At 40.3% G+C, this 16,982-nt stretch carries 13 protein-coding genes; 6 read left to right on the forward strand and 7 right to left on the reverse strand.

Annotation, left to right across the window (positions count from 1 at the left end; genetic code table 11):
* Nucleotides 1-43 precede the first annotated feature (43 nt).
* Complete coding sequence (locus tag A6B41_RS09430; RefSeq protein WP_027073720.1) at nucleotides 44-778, reverse strand: glutathione peroxidase; 735 nt, start codon at nucleotides 776-778, stop codon at nucleotides 44-46.
* 120 nt (nucleotides 779-898) lie between these two features.
* Between A6B41_RS09430 and oxyR the strand changes: the two genes are divergently transcribed.
* Both oxyR and fabR read left to right on the forward strand, forming a co-directional pair.
* A complete protein-coding gene (gene oxyR / locus A6B41_RS09435) occupies nucleotides 899-1,780 on the forward strand; it encodes a DNA-binding transcriptional regulator OxyR (RefSeq protein ID WP_027073719.1) in 882 nt (293 codons plus the stop codon).
* A 1-nt stretch (nucleotide 1,781) separates the two neighbouring features.
* Nucleotides 1,782-2,411, forward strand: coding sequence for an HTH-type transcriptional repressor FabR (gene fabR, locus A6B41_RS09440; RefSeq protein ID WP_027073718.1), 630 nt, complete (start codon nucleotides 1,782-1,784; stop codon nucleotides 2,409-2,411).
* A gap of 28 nt (nucleotides 2,412-2,439) precedes the next feature.
* Here fabR and A6B41_RS09445 read toward each other — a convergent pair whose 3' ends face one another.
* The gene (locus A6B41_RS09445; protein WP_027073717.1) at nucleotides 2,440-2,739 is read right to left on the reverse strand and encodes a DUF4298 domain-containing protein; all 300 of its coding nucleotides are present in this window, start codon (nucleotides 2,737-2,739) and stop codon (nucleotides 2,440-2,442) included.
* A 142-nt stretch (nucleotides 2,740-2,881) separates the two neighbouring features.
* On the reverse strand, nucleotides 2,882-10,930 hold the full coding sequence (locus A6B41_RS11205) for a YadA-like family protein (protein ID WP_050436767.1): 8,049 nt from the start codon (nucleotides 10,928-10,930) through the stop codon (nucleotides 2,882-2,884).
* A 347-nt stretch (nucleotides 10,931-11,277) separates the two neighbouring features.
* Between A6B41_RS11205 and A6B41_RS09470 the strand changes: the two genes are divergently transcribed.
* Complete coding sequence (locus A6B41_RS09470; RefSeq protein WP_156930211.1) at nucleotides 11,278-11,463, forward strand: hypothetical protein; 186 nt, start codon at nucleotides 11,278-11,280, stop codon at nucleotides 11,461-11,463.
* A gap of 362 nt (nucleotides 11,464-11,825) precedes the next feature.
* On the opposite strand, the gene A6B41_RS09475 is transcribed toward A6B41_RS09470, so the two are convergent.
* The 4 genes from A6B41_RS09475 to A6B41_RS09490 form a co-directional block, all read right to left on the reverse strand.
* Nucleotides 11,826-12,116, reverse strand: coding sequence for a HigA family addiction module antitoxin (locus A6B41_RS09475; RefSeq protein ID WP_027073716.1), 291 nt, complete (start codon nucleotides 12,114-12,116; stop codon nucleotides 11,826-11,828).
* Between the two features lie 9 nt (nucleotides 12,117-12,125).
* The gene (locus A6B41_RS09480) at nucleotides 12,126-12,404 is read right to left on the reverse strand and encodes a type II toxin-antitoxin system RelE/ParE family toxin (protein WP_027073715.1); all 279 of its coding nucleotides are present in this window, start codon (nucleotides 12,402-12,404) and stop codon (nucleotides 12,126-12,128) included.
* A 183-nt stretch (nucleotides 12,405-12,587) separates the two neighbouring features.
* Nucleotides 12,588-13,952, reverse strand: coding sequence for a UDP-N-acetylmuramate:L-alanyl-gamma-D-glutamyl-meso-diaminopimelate ligase (gene mpl / locus A6B41_RS09485; protein ID WP_032847208.1), 1,365 nt, complete (start codon nucleotides 13,950-13,952; stop codon nucleotides 12,588-12,590).
* Between the two features lie 73 nt (nucleotides 13,953-14,025).
* The gene (locus A6B41_RS09490; protein ID WP_027073713.1) at nucleotides 14,026-14,781 is read right to left on the reverse strand and encodes an MlaA family lipoprotein; all 756 of its coding nucleotides are present in this window, start codon (nucleotides 14,779-14,781) and stop codon (nucleotides 14,026-14,028) included.
* Nucleotides 14,782-14,938: 157 nt separating this feature from the next.
* Here A6B41_RS09490 and metJ point away from each other — a divergent pair, with 157 nt between their 5' ends.
* The 3 genes from metJ to panF are packed head-to-tail and all read left to right on the forward strand — an operon-like array spanning nucleotide 14,939 to nucleotide 16,944.
* Entirely contained in the window at nucleotides 14,939-15,256 is a 318-nt protein-coding gene (gene metJ, locus A6B41_RS09495; protein WP_025248288.1) for a met regulon transcriptional regulator MetJ, read from the forward strand.
* Nucleotides 15,257-15,296: 40 nt separating this feature from the next.
* Complete coding sequence (locus A6B41_RS09500; protein WP_027073712.1) at nucleotides 15,297-15,527, forward strand: YhdT family protein; 231 nt, start codon at nucleotides 15,297-15,299, stop codon at nucleotides 15,525-15,527.
* The gene (gene panF, locus A6B41_RS09505; RefSeq protein ID WP_027073711.1) at nucleotides 15,520-16,944 is read left to right on the forward strand and encodes a sodium/pantothenate symporter; all 1,425 of its coding nucleotides are present in this window, start codon (nucleotides 15,520-15,522) and stop codon (nucleotides 16,942-16,944) included. Before A6B41_RS09500 ends, panF begins: the two co-directional genes overlap by 8 nt.
* Nucleotides 16,945-16,982 lie beyond the last annotated feature (38 nt).

The following is a 16,982-nucleotide window of genomic DNA, read 5'->3' on the forward strand; positions in this document are numbered from 1 at the left end:
AATCCCTTTTGCTTTAACGCTTACAAGCGGTCATATTTGCTGATTATTTTGCAAAATACGCTTCTAAAGCATCGCCACTACCGATATGCTTACCACCGATAAACACTTGTGGTACAGAGGTTTTGCCGGTAATTGCACGCACAGAAATTGTGCTTGCATCACGGCCTAATACGATCTCTTCAAACGTATAACCTTTTTCTTTTAATAAAGCTTTTGCTTTTGCACAGAATGGGCAACCCGGTTTAGTCATGATCGAAACAGACTCTTTAGCTGTCCAATTTGGGCTTAAATATTTAATCATTGTATCGGCATCCGATACTTTAAACGGATCGCCCGGCTCTTGTGGTTCAATGAACATTTTCTCAACAATACCGTTTTTCACCAGCATGGAATAACGCCAAGAACGTTTACCAAAGCCTAAGTCGTTTTTATCCACTAATAAGCCCATACCATCGGTAAATTCACCGTTACCGTCCGGGATTACAGTGATGTTTTCAGATTCTTGATCCGCTTTCCAAGCATTCATTACGAAAGTATCGTTTACTGACATACAGATAATGTCATCAACACCTAACGCTTTAAATTCACAAGCTAACTCGTTGTAGCGGGGTAAGTGAGTTGAAGAACACGTTGGGGTGAACGCCCCCGGTAGTGAAAACACAACAACAGTTTTATTATTGAATAATTCATCTGTTGTTACATCTACCCAAACATCATTTTGGCGGGTTCTGAATGTTACATTTGGTACTCGTTGACCAGTCATATCTTTAAAAGACATAATGTTTTCTCCTTTTAGTTTATTAATTTAATTATAAAAATCGTAAGCATTGTACTCGTAAGTATGGCATAATTCAGCCTATCGGATTAATAGGAGAAATTTTTAAACTGGAGAAATCAAGTGAATATTCGAGATTTAGAATACCTTATTGCCTTAGCAGATCATAAACATTTTCGCCGTGCAGCCGAATCCTGCAATGTCAGCCAGCCCACCTTAAGTGGCCAAATTCGTAAATTAGAAGATGAATTAGGCACAATTTTACTTGAACGTACAAGTCGAAAAGTTCTCTTTACCCAATCAGGTATGACCTTAGTTGAACAAGCTAAAGCTGTTTTACGCGAAGTGAAAATACTAAAAGAGATGGCAAGTAATCAAGGTAAAGAGATGTCCGGCCCGCTACACGTTGGTGTTATTCCAACGCTGGGTCCTTATATTTCACCCATTATTATTCCGGCCCTTAAAAAAAATTTTGCTGATTTAGAGCTTTACATTTATGAATTGCATACTAATCAATTACTGGATCAACTGGAGTCCGGCCAACTAGATTGCGGCATAATTTCATTTGTCAAAGAAAGCGAACCTTTTATTGAAGTGCCAATTTTTAATGAAGAAATGTATCTTGTTGTTTCTGAAGAACACGAATGGGCAAAACAGGATAAATTAGATATTAGTTTACTGCAAAATCGGGAATTACTCTTCCTTGACGGTGGCCACTGCTTACGAACTCACACATTAGATTACTGCTTATCTGTCGGGGCAAAAGAAAATCCTCATTTTAAAGCAACAAATTTAGAAACATTACGCAACATGGTTGCTGCCAACGTTGGTATAGCACTTATTCCTAAATTAGCCGCCAAGCCAATACCGGGCGTGTGCTACATCCCGTTTGACAACCCGCCTCATCGTGCCATAGGTATGGTTTATCGTCCGGGTTCTCCTTTACGTGTCCGTTATGAGCGTTTGGCCCAAGCAATTACCGAAATTATGCAAACAGAGGTTTAATATGGCTAACGGCATCAGCGTACGTGCTATTCAAAAAGAGAAAACACGTAGAGCCTTAGTGGAAGCCGCATTTAACCAATTAAGTGCGGAAAAAAGTTTTTCCAACCTAAGTTTACGGGAGGTTGCTCGAGAAGCCGGCGTTGCGCCTACTTCATTTTATCGTCATTTTAAAGATATGGATGAATTGGGATTAGCAATGGTAGATGAATCCGGTTTACTGCTACGTCAGTTAATGCGCCAAGCCCGTAAACGTATTGCCAGCGGCGGTAGTGTAGTCGCCGTATCGGTCGAAACGTTTTTTGAGCTCATTAGCGATCGCCCTAATGTGTTTCGTTTACTCCTGCGTGAAAGCTCGGGGACCTCTCAAGCATTCCGAACAGCAGCCTCTCGGGAAATTCAGCACTTTGTGGCAGAACTTACAGATTATATCATGAGCAAAGAGGAGCATAATAACCGCGATCTTGCCTATATTCAAGCGGAAGGTTTGGTCACCCTTGTATTTACCGCCGGCTCTCATGCTTTAGATATGAGCAATCAAGAACGGGAAAAACTGAAACAGCGTGTAATTATGCAACTGAGAATGCTGATTCGTGGTTCTGCTTATTATGCAACTAAACAAGCCATATCCTAAAAACAGACGCCTAAGCGTCTGTTTTCTTTTATTCTTTAGTAATCAGTGCGGTAGATAACCTTAACCACTCTAGTGCTAATTGATGCTGTTCAGCCAAAGCATTCCATAATGCATCTTCCGACAAGATACTATAATTACCTTTAGTATCTAACTCTTCATCAAAACTATCATGTAATTCACGCCATTTCGGGCTAGAGTAAAATTGGCTTAACGGCTCTAAAAGCTCAGCCGCTTTTTTCCATTGCTCTATTCCCTTTTCCAATTCAGGTAATAGCTCTACCCATTGATTATAAAGATCTTGCATTTTCTGAATATCGGCTTTTTTCATCATTTTTCCTCACTTGCAAGCGGTCTGATTTGCAAATTTTTTTACAAATCAGACCGCTTGTAACCATCAATTTTAGTTTATCCAATATAACATAAAAAAATCCCCTTCCGAAGAAGGAGATTCAAAACTAGATTAGGCTAAATTACCATTGGTATCCTACGCCTACGCCACCACCGATGTCACCACGGCTGTTTGCATTACCTTGTAATTTCAAGATAAGTTTGCCGTTATCGCTTGAGCGTGAATAACCTACTGCAAGTGCGTTTTCACCTTTGAAAGTACCACCTGCGGCTGCTACCATAGATTTACCCGGAATATAAACCTGTGGTAATGCAGCTGCCGCATTTGAACCGGCAATCCCTGCACGCGCTTCACGGTTGTTACGGTTAATCTTGTTGTTCAAGTGATTAACAGTACCTTTCAACTGACCAACATTCACCGCATCAGTATCTGCTTCACCGGCTTTAACGTTAGTAATACGATTACCGCCGTTATCTAAACCATTTTTAGTTAAGCTAACAGACTTACCTGCAGCTCCATTGTTAATAGTTACACCGTTGTTATTCATTACTGTGTCACCCGTTTTCACGCTAGTAAATTCAGGATTATCTGATACCGCAATATCAACTTCCTTACCTTTACCGCTGATTTCAATGTTACGACCGGCTCTTACTTTCATTGTTTCGCCTGCTTTTACTTTGCTATCTGCGTTTGCCGTGTAAGTCGATTTACCATTAGTACCTTCAACCTCACCAGAACCTACATTCCAGCTTACATTGTTCACTGCTTTTGCAACCGTTGTTGCATTCACATAGTGAGCACCTGTGCCGTTCGGGTCTTGAACATTGATTGTGCCGTTATCTGCAACCGTTAAGTCAGTATTATTCACATTAACCTTCACCTCACCGGCTTTATCGCTCGTTACCGTCGTACCGGCACCGTTTACGATATTAATCGCACCGTTATCGGTACCGATATTATTACCATTCACTTTGGTGTAGTTGTTTAACTGTGAACCGTTTACTACCTCTGTACTCGTTGGGCTGATATCGCCGTTTGCTACATTGGTAATCTTATCACCACCTACATCTAAGCCTTTATTACCTGATGTTAAGGTTGTGCTTTTTGCAGGGTCTGTTGCATCACCCACTACCACTGTCGTTGAGTTCACTGTGTTGAAAGTGACATCATCTTTAGTTGCGTAAGTGACTTTACCGTTAGCCTCTTGCTTCACGGTTAGGTTTTTACCTGCGGTCATATCAATGGTTTCACCCGGATTGATCATCTCATCTGAACCAGAGATTTTGCTACCACCATTTGCTGATGTTTTTAAGTTAAAGCCTGAAGCATTAATTGCATCGGCAACTGTCTTCGCACTCACTAATGCATCTGGCGCTTCAGCATCGCCTACTTTACCATCTGTTGTTGGTGCATAAGTCGTGGTATTTGCTTTAACTTCGCCAGTATTTGGATCTGTTGTAATCGTAGTATTATCTACATTTACAGTCAGTTTACCTTCACCATCACGTGCAATCGTTTTATCGGTTACAACATCAACTGTGTATTCAGTATTGCCGTTAGCATCTTCAGCTGCAGCATTTACAGTTACCGCTTTAGATCCTGCTTTCACCGATGAAGTTTTTTCAGAACCTGTGATAGCCGCAGCAATATCACCTGCCGTCATCACTTTATTTTCATCGCCAGCTTTAACACTTACGTTACCACGAGTAACCGTTGGCGCATCTGCTTTAGCTACATCTACATTGTAAATAGCTTGACCATTTTCACCTGTTCTGGTGCTTAGTGTCGCTAAACCTGATGCTGTTACCTCTGTTGCTGATGCTTTCGCTGCTGCCTGTAAATCACCGACATTTACTGCATTACTTAAAGTATCACCTTCTGCATTTTTAATTGCATCGGCTAACTCTTTACCCGTTGGAGCTGTACCATCGCCTTTACGTACACCACTTGCAACATTGGTTAACTGTACCGGCGCATCGCCTGTTAATTTCGCTGTATTGCTCGGGGTTGACGTATCATTTGAGTCTTTATTTACAAACTCAATCGGGCTATCCACCTTAATGATGTTTTTGCCGTCTTTATTCTCTACAGTAACAACTGTTCCCTTACCGTTTACAAAGTTCACTGTATCGTTGTGTACGACCGTGTCTACTGCTTGACCGTTACCTTGTAAGTTCCAGCCCGCATTCAGTACATCACCTACTGTAGCTGCGTTGTTTTTCTTATTAGCTAAGCTTTCTGGGCTATTAGCTGCCGGTTGCTCTTTAGCTACGCTTGCATCTGCTAAATTGCCTGCCACATTACTAATTGTTTTGTTACCTGCATTAATACCGTCTTTATTGATAGTAATCGGGTTATTAGCCGGATTCGCCGTATCAGTCGGTACTGTGATAGTGTTAGATGTTACGCTGTTGAAGTTCACATCATCTTTAGTTGCAAAAGTAAACTTGCCATCTTCTTGCGTAATTTTGATATTTTTACCTGCATCTAAAGTAACTGTTTCACCTGTTTTAATCAGCTGATCTTTATTACCCGACACTTCACCTGCACTTGCCGATGCTTTTGCAATAAAGCCCGCATTGTTAATTGCATCTGCGACTGTTTTCGCAGTGACTAAGGCATCAGGTGCGGTTGGTGCTGCAACTGTACCATTATTATTGTTGGCTAAGTCGCTTGTTACCGCCGTGATATTACCATCTTTATCAACTGTAACAGTCTTATTATCAGTCTTCGCTGCAACAGTGTAAGTAGTTGAACCATCATCATTGGTTTTAGGTGTCACTGTTACACCTTTGTCACCTTCAACTTTGGTTGTTGCGGCATTGACTGCCGCTTGTAAATCACCTACATTCACTGCATTGCTTAAAGTATCACCTTCTGCATTTTTAATTGCATCAGCTAGATCTTTACCTGTTAGCGAGGTACCGTCTTCTTTGCGTACACCACTTGCAACATTGGTTAATTGTACCGGCACATCGCCTGTTAATTTTGCTGTATTGCTCGGAGTTGACTTATCATTAGGATCGGTATTTACAAACTCAAGAGGGCTATCCACCTTAATGATGTTTTTGCCGTTCTCGTTTTTCACTGTTACTACAGTACCCTTACCGTTTACAAAGTCCACTGTATCGTTGTGTACGACCGTATCGACTGCTTGACCGTTACCTTGTAAGTTCCAGCCTGCATTCAACACATCACCTACTGTAGCTGCATTGTTTTTCTTATCTGCTAAGTTAGCAGCACTATTTGCATCCGGCTGTTTATTAGCTGTGCTTGCATCTGCTAAATTACCTGCCACATTACTAATCGTTTTATCACCTGCATTAATACCGTCTTTATTGATAGTAATTGGATTGTTATCCGGATTATTCTCATCGGTTGGCACTTTGATAGTGTTAGATGTTACGCTGTTGAAATTCACATCATCTTTAGTTGCAAAAGTAAACTTACCATTCTCTTGCGTGATTTTGATATTTTTACCTGCATCTAAAGTCACTGTTTCACCTGTTTTAATCAGCTGATCTTTATTACCCGACACTTCACCTGCACTTGCCGATGCTTTTGCAATAAAGCCCGCATTGTTAATTGCATCTGCAACTGTTTTTGCAGTGACTAAGGCATTAGGTGCGGTTGGCGCTGCAACTGTACCATTAGTATTGTTGGTTAAGCCGCTTGTTACCGCCGTGATATTGCCATTATCATCAACTTTTACTGTTATACCATCAGTTTTCGCTGCAACAGTGTAAGTTTTTGAACCGTCTGGATTGTCTGTCGGTGTTACCGTTACACCTTGCGTACCTTCAACTTTCGTTGTAGCTGCTGCTTTAGCTGCTTCTAACTGGCTTACGTTTACTGCATCTGTTGGAGCAGTACCATTTGCTACATTGGTAATCTTAGTTGCATTACCGTCTTTATCACCAATTTTGATATTATTACCTTCATTCGTGATCTTCGGACCATTGTCACCAAGTTGAATAGTGTTAAATTTCACATCTTGTGCTGTTTCGAAGGTAAAGACTGTGCCAACACGTTTAACTTTTAAGTTAGTGCCTGCATTAAACTCAACTTCATCACCCGGATTGATTAATTCAGAAGCAGCTTCATCACCTTCTGATTTATTACCGCCGGATTTCGCTTTCCAACCGGAATTATTAATTGCGTTGGTAATATCGCCTGCATTAACCAATTTCTTCGCATCATCAGCATTTGGTGCATCAACTTTACCGTCTTTATTTGTGTCATTTAAAGCTGTGGTATTTGCTTTTACTGCACCGGTTGTCGGATCTTTAGTGATAGTTTCATTATCAACATTTACAGCAACATCAAATTCTGTTGAACCATCATCCTTCTTAGTTGGTGTAACAGTTACAGATTTATCTGCTGACACAACACTTTCTTTAGAGGCAGCAGCAAGCTGTTTTAACTGACTCATATTAACAGCGTCAGTATCGTTTTCACCTGCTTTCACACCAGTGATCTTAGTTGGGTTACCATCATTACCAGCCACATTGATGTTACCGCCGTTGTTAGTGATCTTAGGGCCATTGTCACCAAAAGTTACACTATTGAAAGTTACATCATCTTTGGTTGCGAATGTGAAGTTTGCGCCATCACGAGTAACTGTAATGTTCTTACCATTTTTTAAATCAACTACATCACCCGGATTAATTAACTCACCAACATCGCTATTTGCTTTTGCTGTAAAACCAGACTTGCTAATTGCATCAGCAACTGTTTTTGCTGTTGCAATTTTATTGTCATCATTCGCAGGAGGCGTTACTTTACCCGTTGTTTCATCTACAGAAATCGTTGTAGTATCAACATTAAAGGTAACATCTGCAATTGTATTGTCAGACTTCATTGTTACATTTGCTTTCGTACCTTTGCCATCCACAAAGTTTACTGTGTCGTAAGCTTTAACGAAATCTTTTGCTCCACCATTTTCTTGCAAGTTCCAGCCTGCATTTAACACATCATCAACTGTTGCTGCATTGTTTTTGATGTTATTTACATCTGCCGGCTTCGCTTGCGATGCCGTGTTAGTTGCATCACCTGTGCTATTTGTAACAGGTAAGTTGCTTGATACATTAGTAATTGGCTTACCAGCTGCATCAATGCCGTCTTTCGTGATCGTAATTGGCTTATCGTTACCATTTGCACCTGTAGGCACAGTAATAGTATTCGAGGTTACACTATTGAATGTAACATCATCTTTAGTTGCAAAGCTAAACTTACCGCCTGTTTGAGTAACTTTGATATTTTTACCTGCATCAAAAGTTACAGTATCACCCGGATTAACAAGCTCTGCTGAAGTACCCGATACTTCGCCTTCGCTTTTGCTAGATGTTGCGGTAAAGCCTGAATTTTTGATTGCATCTGCAACAGTTTTTGTAGTTGCCACTTTATTTTCATCTGCCGGCGTTGTTACCGCACCGGTCGTGTTATCAACAGTAATTGAGCCGATATCTACATCAAAAGTGACTTTAGTTACACCACCAGCTTCTTCTGTTACATTTGAAACAGTACCTTTACCGTTTACAAATTGTACAGCTTCATTAGGTGTTACCGTGCCTTTATTTGTACCTGCATTATCCTTAACATGGAAACCTTGGTTTACATAACTGTTTAAGTTGGTAATAGCATCACCAACATTATTTGCTGTATTACCATATTGGGTTTTGTCTGCATTTGTAACATTATATTGCGGCTGAGTAACAGAACCGTCTGTATTCACCACAGAACCACCACCAAAATTACTTGCAGTTGAATTTGCAAGATTATTGGTTGCATTCATAGCCATATAAAGTTGTGAACCGTTAATTGCATCTGTTGATGTTGCAGAAATTTGACCTGCTGCCACATTTTGGATTTGGCGTTCATTTCCTACAGAACCTACAGAAACAACATCATTGGTATTTTGGTTCACACCTGCAAAACCGGAGTAACTGATTTTGCCGACTGTTGCATCATTAGTTGGTGTTGCTGCACGTGTTGTTGAGTAATTACCTAACGCAACAGAACCTGCCAAGTTTGTACTCGCATGATGGCCTAAAGCTAACGCATTCTCTGCACTTGCTACCGATTCCGGGCCAACAGCAGTTGCATTTGCACCGCTTGCTGTAGCACGCGTACCAATTGCTAATGCAGATTGTGCTGATGCAGTTGAATTTGCACCCATTGCAGTTGCAGCATTCGCAGTTGCTCTTGTGCCTACACCGATTGCAGAAGCTTTTTCAGCAGAAGCATTGGCATTTGAACCAATGGCTGTTGCATCTCCTTCACCGGCGGTTGTTTGACGACCAATCGCGGTTGCACCATTTGCAGAAGCATTTGCAGTATGACCAAGTGCTGTAGCTTGAATCCCTTTTGCAATAGCACCTACACCTAACGCAGCAGCACCATTGCCGTTAGCATTAGAGTTCGTACCTAATGCGATTGCAGCCTGATCTGCAGCGGCAGCATTAGGCCCAATTGCAATTGCATTGGTACCTGTTGCACCATCATTGTTCTTATTACCCTCAACGACTGAATTTACAGAGAAGTATTCAATTTGCTTACCTTGTGCTGCAGGAGTAACAGAAAGATCGTAAATCAAAGTACCATTTGCATTTCTATTTGCACTCGTTACTTTGACTGTACCATCAGTAGAAACTACAGTAGCTTGAGTATCTTTCGTAAATTGTGTAATTGCATCTTGGGTTAAACCCACTTGATAAGTATGGCTTGCACCTTCTGTTGGCTGCGCCATTTCTGTTACGGTTACATAGCTATTGGGTGCTGCAATCACATTAGTAATAGTATCGGCATCTTTAGTAAAATCTTTAATGGCTTTGTCAGTTAAACCAATTTCATAATTCGTTGTATTAGCCGCTGTTGCTGCTTTACCTGTTACTGTGATGTAAGCTGGAGAAACAGAACTCGCTGTAGTGTTATAGGCATTTACTGTGTAAATTGGTTGACCATTTGCACCCGCTGAATTAGTTACATTAACATTAGAACCAGCAACTACTTCTGTTTTCACAGCTTTTAATGCTTCTTCAATCGTATTTTTATTCGTACCGCCGATATTAGTATAAGTAACAGAACCATTCGGATTTACTACAGCATTACCACCTAAAATATTTTTAGTTGAATTTGCAAGGTTATCTGTCGCTTTCATTGCCATATAAAGCTGAGAACCGTTAATAGCATCAGTTGAAGTAGAAGAAATCTGACCTGCCGCTACATTTTGGATTTGGCGTTTACGATCACTGCTGCCCACAGATACAACATCTCCCGCAGCAGGGTTATTACCAGCAAAACCATTATATGTAATACCACCTACTGTCGCTGTATTAGTTGCTACTGCTGCCGATACTGTTGAATTAGCACCCAATGCAACCGATTTCTCAAGATTTGCCACACTGTTAGCCCCTAATGCTGTTGCATATGCATTCGAAGCATTAGCATTGTTACCAATAGCCAAAGCACTTACAGCAGCCGTCGTGGTTACAGCACTTGCACCAAGGGCTAATGAACTTGTACCATTTGCAACTGATTTATCGCCCATCGCACCAGAGAAGTCCGCATTAGCAGTTGAGCCAGACCCCATCGCAAATGAACGGGTTCCATTCGCAATGTTCAGCCAACCCACAGCAGTTGAACGATTACCATTAGCCTGTGCTCCTGCACCAAAAGCTGTTGCACGGTTACCTGTTGCATGAGTATCTGTACCTAATGCTATAGCATTTGCTGATGTTGCAGTAGATCCCATACCAATCGAAATTGAAGGAACTAACGCCATATTAGTTCCACGCCCATACAGACTTTCTTCACCAATTGAATTAGTAATATAAGAAGTATCTTCAGGATCTGTTAAATTTGTTCTGTGAGTAGCGTTAGCATTCGTTCCAATTGCGATAGTAGAACGACCAGTTGAAACAGCAGAAATACCAATCCCAATGCCATCATATTGCGAAACTGCTGCGGTCGCATAACCAGGACTAGTAATAGATATCGCAGCAAAAGCATTACTTGCACCTAATACCATACCAGCACCAGCTACTAAAGCTAATACCCCTTTACTTGCAGAACTTACTGATTTGGTTTTGCCCTTCGACTTTTGTAATTCAGATACGGCAACCCAACTCATTGTTGCTTGGTTCCAAATAACTTTAAAAATTTGATTCATAATCACCCCAAATAAAAAATAAAAAATAAAAAAAGATTATGCGAAATTCACTTTCAACATAATCTTAAATACTGAAAACTGCTTAAGAATTGCTGAGTAAATAGTTTATTTTTCATTAACACAGCCAGAAATTAAACTGAGTATATTTTACTCCATTTGAAATACAATGTATCTTTTTAAATGTAAATTTAGTGTAAAAAAGCGTTATCTTTGCCTATCATAACAAGCGTTAATTTTAATCAATTGCCTACTAATTTTGAGGAAATTTATATTTAATGAGGTTTTAAAATAAACAAAAATTTAACCGAGCAAACAGAAATGCCTCTTCTGACCCAAACGAAATGGGCATGCTCAATAAATTGGAAATCGCAGAACAACTTTATAAACTGCCAATGTATCAACATTCCTTAAGCCAATTTTATGGCGATGACGTGTGGAACAACTGCCACCAACTACAAAACAATAGCAGTCATAAAGAGGAAACCTTTAGCAATTATCGCTACTACAACCTAGGCCGAGTTATCCGAAAGTGATTAAAGTAAATCAATTCCCGCCGAATTTTATTGATTTGGGATTATTTGAAAATTAAGGGATGCAAAGTGATAAACAGCAAAAAGGGAAGTTCAAAACTCCGACTTTAAAGAACTCAAAACCGTCTTGCTGTTTTTAGATCGTTATAATAATCCTAAACGGGAAATCAACCTGGAGATAAACAACCTTAGAAAAAAAGCAGAATTTTCTCCCACAATCGCACACAATAAACAGCAAAGCTAAACCGATAAAGGTATTGAAGCTCTTGAAGCGTTTTTAAATACGCTGGACAGATAAAAGGTATCAGTGGAAGCAAATTTTGCAGAGATGCAGTGCCTGTATCTACAAACACATTCAGTTTTTTCTATGAAAACACAACATTCCCAAAAGGCTTTATCTTTTGTCTAGCTTGCCATAAATCATAATTCGCTTGTTGATGCAACCAACTTTCTGGGCTTGGGCTGCTTTCTCCTAACCAAGCGTGTAAACGGAGTGCCATTTCTGCACTAATTCCTGCTTTTTCATTCAATAAACGAGAAAGTGTTACTCTATTTACACCAAGTTGCTTCGCCGCTTCTGTAACACTCATGCCGAGTGAAGGCAAAATATCTTCTCGCAAAATTTCCGCTGGATGTGGCGGGGCGTGCATACGCATAATTCTCTCCTAGTGATAATCTTGATAATCGACAATTTCAGCGTGGTTATTCGTTATTTTAAAAGTTATACGCCAATTCCCATTTACTTTGACCGACCAATGATTTCTTAACTCACCTGAAAGTGGATGTAAATTCCAACCGGGAATATTCATATCTTGCGGTGTTTTAGCACTATCTAATCGCGATAAAATCCGCTTCAGTTTAGCACTGTGGGCGACAATAATACCTGATGGATTGCCAGTAAGATAAAATCGTTCCAAGCCTTTATGTTTAAACGAAATAATCATCGTAACCCCTAAAATTGTAGTGTTATGCACTACAAAAAACAAGTTGATGTGATAATTATTTTTAAATAAAAGAGAAGAAAATAGCGAGAAGTGATTTTGATTTTTTCGATGCAAATCGTAAAAATAGATTCGCCAAGATAACCAAGCGGTAAAATTTTGCAAAAATTTTACCGCTTGCATGCTCTATTTATCGACTAACTTGGTTAGAAGCTTATTATGAATGCCCCCAAAAGCCCCATTACTCATCACTAAAATATGATCGGTTGGTTTGGCTTCTTTGACAATTAATGCAACTAAATCATCAATATTTTCAGACCAGTAAGCAGGTTGAGATAATGCATTGGTTATCTCACTTACACTCCAAGCAATAATATCAGGTTGGTAAACAAAGACTGCTTCAGCATCGTGCAAGCTTGGTGCAATCTCGTCTTTGTGAACGCCCATTTTCATCGTATTTGATCGAGGTTCTAACACCGCTAAAATGCGTTGTTTTTTTCCTACTTTACCACGCAAGGCATCAATAGTTGCTTCAATTGCGGTTGGATGATGGGCGAAATCATCATAAACAGTAATGCCGTTCACTTCGCCTTTCACTTCTAAACGACGGTTGGCATTAATAAAGGTTCCTAATGCTTGGCAAGCACTTTTTACCTCAACGCCAGCATGGTGGGCAGAGGCAATCGCCATCAGTGCATTGTGCATATTATGTTTTCCGATAACCGACCAATGTACTTCACCTTTTTTTTCACCTAAGTGAAAGACTTCAAATTTTGAACAATCTGCGTTCAAAGGTTTTGCAAACCATTCATTATCCTCACCGATAAATTGCAATTGGCTGTAGCTGCCCATTTTTAGGGTATTTTGTACATTCTCATCAGCGATTGCGGATAAAATGCAGCCACTTTTGGGCATAGTACGAACTAAATGGTGGAACTGACGTTGAATCGCTTTTAAATCATCAAAAATATCCGCGTGGTCAAATTCCATATTATTGATAATTAAGGTTTTTGGCGTGTAATGCACGAATTTAGAGCGTTTGTCAAAAAAAGCAGAATCGTATTCATCTGCCTCAATCACAAAGAATTTGCTATTGCCGGCACGTGCGGAAATACCGAAATTGCCTGCCACGCCACCAATTAAAAAGCCGGTATCAATACCGTTTTGATCTAGAATCCACGCTAACATTCCTGTGGTTGTGGTTTTGCCGTGCGTGCCGGAAACCGCCAACACCCAGCGATCTTTAAGCAGATGATCGTGTAGCCATTGTGGGCCGGAAGTGTAATTCAGTTGGTTATCCAATACATATTCAACGCAAGTGTTACCACGACTCATCGCATTGCCGATTACGACTAAATCCGGTGCCGGTTGCAATTGAGCAACATCGTAATTCGGGATAATTTCAATACCGTGAGATTCCAAAAAAGTGCTCATCGGCGGGTAAATATTAGTGTCCGAGCCTGTCACTTTGTAGCCTAATTCGCGGGCGATCATTGCAATCCCGCCCATAAAAGTACCGCAGATACCTAAAATATGAATGTGTTTTTTCATTTTTCCTGATTTCAAATAGGAACAAGCGGTCGTACTTTGCAATTTTTTTGTAAAATATGACCGCTTGTTAGAATTAATCAATATTTTTCAGTTCTTCTTCTGAAAGTTGCTCTTGCTGGTTTTGTTCAACATTGCCGTCTTTTACCTTAAATTCCAAGTTTTGAAAATAGGCTTCACGGAAAGTCACATAAGGATCCTGTGCTTGTTGCAATAAAGCATCTTGCTCTAGTAATTTAGAACGTGTATCAACACCTTGCACCACAAATTTTGCAATTGACCAAGGCGCGCCTACATAGGTGAGTACCGAATAGCCGGTTTCTACCGCACTACCAATCGCTTGGCGAGGCGTAGTTGCCCCATAAGCCGGCACCATAATATAAGATCCGGAAGAAACACCGTTTGCCCCCAAACTTTCACCCAAAGCACGTTGTCCGTTACTTAAGCGTAAGCCTTCATCTTCACTTGCCCAGTCAATTAAACCGCCTAAACCAAAGACTGTATTGATCCAAAAACGGTTAAAGTGAACCATTGCTTTCTTTCCTTCCCCTTCAATTAAGCGGTTCACGAAGCTCACCGGCTCATCAAGGTTATTAGCTACGTTGGTTAAACCTGTTTTAATCGGGCTTGGTACATAATCTTTCCAACCTTTTGCCACCGGCTTTAAAATATAAGGGTCAAAATATTCGTAATTGACTTTCCACATAGCACGGTTAAAACCTTCAAGAGGATCCTCCCGCACACCGGTTTCCGGGTTAATACTTGAAGAGCAAGCGGTTAACACCGCAACGTTAAGCAGTACAAAAATCTGCTTGATTGATGCTAATTTCATAAAATTTGCCTTTTGGAGATTAATTTCTGTCATTGTAGCGAAGTTGCTAGAAAATACAAAATAAAAAGCAGATTTCCCTTTAGAAATCTAGACGTCCAGATTGAGATATGCTTCGCTTTTGATTACAATACCAGCAAAATTTTAGGAGTAATCACAAATGGCAGACTGGAACGGCGAATATATTAGCCCTTATGCCGAGCACGGCAAAAAAAGCGAACAAGTGAAAAAAGTCACGGTGTCAATTCCGATCAAAGTGTTAGAAATTTTAACCAATGAAAGAACCCGCCGACAAATTAAAAATCTTCGCCATGCAACTAATAGCGAATTATTGTGCGAAGCCTTCTTACACGCCTTCACCGGGCAGCCTTTACCAAATGATGAAGATTTAATGAAAGATAGAACCGATGAGATCCCGGAAGAAGCAAAACAAAAAATGCGAGAGTTAGGAATTAACCCTGACGAATGGCAATACTAAGAACACCTCACATTGACAAGGCTATTTTTAAGGAGAGTTCATGAATAAACAATTAACAACAGAGGCTCGCTGGGCAGTATTACTAACGCTGGTCTATCTGTTTGGTTGGGTAGGATTTGCTTATTTTTCACCACAAGGCAGAGGAATTTTCGGCTTTCCGATTTGGTTTGAACTTTCTTGCATTTTTTTACCAATTATTTTTACCTTCATTGCTGCTGTCGTAGTTAAAAAAGTCTATAAAAATATCGATCTGGAGGTAAATGATGAATAATGAAATGATTCTTCCTTTGATAGCCTACTTACTCTTTGTCTTCGGCGTGGCTTTCTATGCCTACCGTAAACGTCAAGGTGGTAGTTTTATTTCCGAATATTACATCGGCGGTCGTTCAATGTCCGGCTTTGTGTTGGCAATGACAACCGCAGCTACTTATGTTGGAGCAAGTTCATTTATCGGAGGCCCGGGAGCGGCTTATAAGTATGGCTTAGGCTGGGTATTATTGGCGATGATTCAAGTACCCGCAGTGTTACTTTCGCTAGGTGCATTAGGTAAAAAATTTGCTTTACTTGCCCGCAAGCATAATAGTGTCACCATCAATGATATGCTGCTTGCACGCTACCAAAATAGTTTTGTCGTATGGATTGCAGGCTTTGCCCTACTACTCTCCTTCTTTGCAATGATGACCGTACAATTTATCGGAGCTGGTCGATTACTTGAAACGACGCTTGGCATTCCTTATAAAACCGCTGTGATGATTTTTGCTGTCACTGTAGGGCTTTATACTTTTATCGGTGGTTTTAGGGCAGTTGTTTTAACAGACACTATTCAAGGCTTAGTGATGATAGCAGGAACAACTATTTTACTTGTAGGCGTAATTTATACGGCAGGTGGAGTAGAAAATGCAATTAACACACTTGAAGCAATTAACCCACAATTGACTGCGCCTTATGGCATTGATGAACGCCCACTTGATTTTACCTTTATGACCTCATTTTGGGTGCTGGTTTGTTTTGGTTTAATCGGCTTACCGCATATTGCGGTAAGAAGTATGGCGTATAAAGATAGCCAAGCACTGCATAAAGCGATGATTATCGGTACTATTGTGATTGCGATTTTAATGTTTGGTATGCATCTTTCAGGCGTGTTAGGTAGAGCTGTCGTCCCTGATCTTAAAGTGCCGGATCAAGTAATCCCAACATTAATGGTTCAGGTGCTTCCACCAGTAGTTGCCGGCATTTTCTTAGCTGCACCAATGGCAGCAATTATGTCTTCAATTGATTCGATGTTAATTCAAGCATCATCAACCTTAATCAAAGACCTCTATTTGGCAATCAAACCAAATTCGATTAATAACGAGCGAAAAATTAAATTATTTTCAACCATTACCACATTAGCATTCACATTCTTTTTAGTGTTTGCCGCCCTAAATCCACCCGATATGTTGATTTGGCTGAATTTGCTATCGCTCGGCGGCTTAGAAGCTACCTTCCTCTGGGTTATCGTATTAGGGCTTTATTGGGAAAAAGCCAATGCAACAGGAGCAATTTGCTCAATGTTAGCAGGATTAAGCAGCTATGTTGTCATGACAAGCTTTAAAATTTCTATTTTTAGCTTCCATGCAATTGTGCCTTCTCTGATTATTGGCTTAATTGCATTTCTTATCGGAAACCGATTCGGTAGAAAAGCATAATAAAAATAGGCATAGTCGCTTTACGCCACTATGCCTAT

Source organism: Mannheimia granulomatis, assembly GCF_013377255.1.
Lineage (GTDB): Bacteria > Pseudomonadota > Gammaproteobacteria > Enterobacterales > Pasteurellaceae > Mannheimia > Mannheimia granulomatis.

Coding starts and splice junctions, on each gene's coding strand:
- A6B41_RS09430 (WP_027073720.1), bottom strand. CDS start 778: ATGTCTTTTAAAGATATGACTGGTCAACGAGTACCAAATGTAACATTC.
- fabR (WP_027073718.1), top strand. CDS start 1,782: ATGGCTAACGGCATCAGCGTACGTGCTATTCAAAAAGAGAAAACACGT.
- A6B41_RS09445 (WP_027073717.1), bottom strand. CDS start 2,739: ATGAAAAAAGCCGATATTCAGAAAATGCAAGATCTTTATAATCAATGG.
- A6B41_RS11205 (WP_050436767.1), bottom strand. CDS start 10,930: ATGAATCAAATTTTTAAAGTTATTTGGAACCAAGCAACAATGAGTTGG.
- A6B41_RS09470 (WP_156930211.1), top strand. CDS start 11,278: ATGCTCAATAAATTGGAAATCGCAGAACAACTTTATAAACTGCCAATG.
- A6B41_RS09475 (WP_027073716.1), bottom strand. CDS start 12,116: ATGCGTATGCACGCCCCGCCACATCCAGCGGAAATTTTGCGAGAAGAT.
- A6B41_RS09480 (WP_027073715.1), bottom strand. CDS start 12,404: ATGATTATTTCGTTTAAACATAAAGGCTTGGAACGATTTTATCTTACT.
- mpl (WP_032847208.1), bottom strand. CDS start 13,952: ATGAAAAAACACATTCATATTTTAGGTATCTGCGGTACTTTTATGGGC.
- A6B41_RS09490 (WP_027073713.1), bottom strand. CDS start 14,781: ATGAAATTAGCATCAATCAAGCAGATTTTTGTACTGCTTAACGTTGCG.
- metJ (WP_025248288.1), top strand. CDS start 14,939: ATGGCAGACTGGAACGGCGAATATATTAGCCCTTATGCCGAGCACGGC.
- A6B41_RS09500 (WP_027073712.1), top strand. CDS start 15,297: ATGAATAAACAATTAACAACAGAGGCTCGCTGGGCAGTATTACTAACG.
- panF (WP_027073711.1), top strand. CDS start 15,520: ATGAATAATGAAATGATTCTTCCTTTGATAGCCTACTTACTCTTTGTC.